This is a genomic window from Desulfovibrio litoralis DSM 11393 (assembly GCF_900143255.1).
Lineage (GTDB): Bacteria > Desulfobacterota > Desulfovibrionia > Desulfovibrionales > Desulfovibrionaceae > Frigididesulfovibrio_A > Frigididesulfovibrio_A litoralis.
Genome location: NZ_FRDI01000025.1, coordinates 1 through 1,762, shown reverse-complemented (window position 1 = coordinate 1,762; position 1,762 = coordinate 1). Strand labels below are relative to the sequence as shown.

The 1,762-nt window shown below is 50.3% G+C and carries 1 rRNA gene; it reads left to right on the top strand.

Features of this window, described 5'->3' with window-relative positions:
* Nucleotides 1-1,751 (top strand): 23S ribosomal RNA (locus tag BT999_RS12220); the annotation flags it as partial.
* Nucleotides 1,752-1,762: the final 11 nt, after the last annotated feature.

Here is a 1,762-nt window from a genome sequence, read left to right as displayed (position 1 = left end):
GCGCCGAAAATGTATCGGGGCTAAGCATGGCACCGAAGCTTCGGGATTATATTTATATAATCGGTAGGGGAGCGTTCTTAATACGCTGAAGGCGTTTTGTAAAAAACGTTGGAGAATTGAGAAGTGATTATGCTGACATAAGTAACGATAAAACAGGTGAAAAACCTGTTCGCCGTAAACCCAAGGTTTCCTGGGTAAAGGTAATCTTCCCAGGGTTAGTCGGTTCCTAAGGCGAGGGCGAAAGCCGTAGTCGATGGAAAACGGGTTAATATTCCCGTACCTTTTTGTGTGTGCGATGAAGGGACGCAGGAGGATAGGCAATCCAACTATTGGATGTTGGTGCAAGTGCGTAGGCTTGAGGAGTAGGAAAATCCGCTTCTCTCTAAGGCTGAAACACGAGTCCGTGAGCGCAAGCTCTGAAGTTGTTGAGTCCATGCTGCCAAGAAAAGCTTCTAAGTTTAGCACAAAAAGACCGTACCGAAAACCAACACAGGTGGGTGGGTAGAATATACCAAGGCGCTCGAGAGAACTCTGGTTAAGGAATTCGGCAAAATAACCCCGTAACTTCGGGAGAAGGGGTACCCCCCTTGGTGTAGCAATACGGGCTTCGGGGGGTCGCAGATAAATGGCGGTGGCGACTGTTTACTAAAAACATAGGTCTATGCTAAGTCGTAAGACGATGTATATGGGCTGACGCCTGCCCGGTGCCGGAAGGTTAAAAGGAGAGGTTAGCGCAAGCGAAGCTTCGAATTGAAGCCCCGGTAAACGGCGGCCGTAACTATAACGGTCCTAAGGTAGCGAAATTCCTTGTCGGGTAAGTTCCGACCTGCACGAATGGCGTAACGATCTCCGCACTGTCTCAACCAGAGACTCGGTGAAATTGAAGTCGCGGTGAAAATGCCGTGTACCCGCAGCAAGACGGAAAGACCCTGTGCACCTTTACTATAGCTTGACATTGATTTTTGGGCACTCATGTGTAGGATAGGTGGGAGACTTTGAAGCGTGTACGCCAGTATGCGTGGAGTCAACCTTGAAATACCACCCTTGTGTGTTTAAGGATCTAATCCTGACCAGTTATCCTGGCAGGAGACAATGTCTGGTGGGTAGTTTGACTGGGGCGGTCGCCTCCCAAAAAATAACGGAGGCATGCAAAGGTTCCCTCAGGCTGATTGGAAACCAGCCGTCGAGTGCAAACGCATAAGGGAGCTTGACTGCAAGACAGACATGTCGAGCAGGTACGAAAGTAGGCGCTAGTGATCCGGTGGTTCCGCATGGAAGGGCCATCGCTCATTGGATAAAAGGTACGCCGGGGATAACAGGCTGATCGCATCCAAGAGTTCACATCGACGATGCGGTTTGGCACCTCGATGTCGGCTCATCACATCCTGGGGCTGAAGCAGGTCCCAAGGGTACGGCTGTTCGCCGTTTAAAGTGGTACGCGAGCTGGGTTTAAAACGTCGTGAGACAGTTTGGTCCCTATCTGCTGTGGGCGTAGGAGAATTGAGGGGGCTTGTCCCTAGTACGAGAGGACCGGGATGAACGAACCACTGGTGCGCCAGTTGTACCGCCAGGTGCAGCGCTGGGTAGCTACGTTCGGAAGGGATAACCGCTGAAAGCATCTAAGCGGGAAGCCTGCCCCAAGATTAATTCTCCCTAAGATCCGTAGTAGACCACTACGTTGATAGGTTGGATGTGTAAGTGCAGCAATGCATTAAGCTTACCAATACTAATAGATCGCTTGACTTATTTTTTCCTTCTCTTC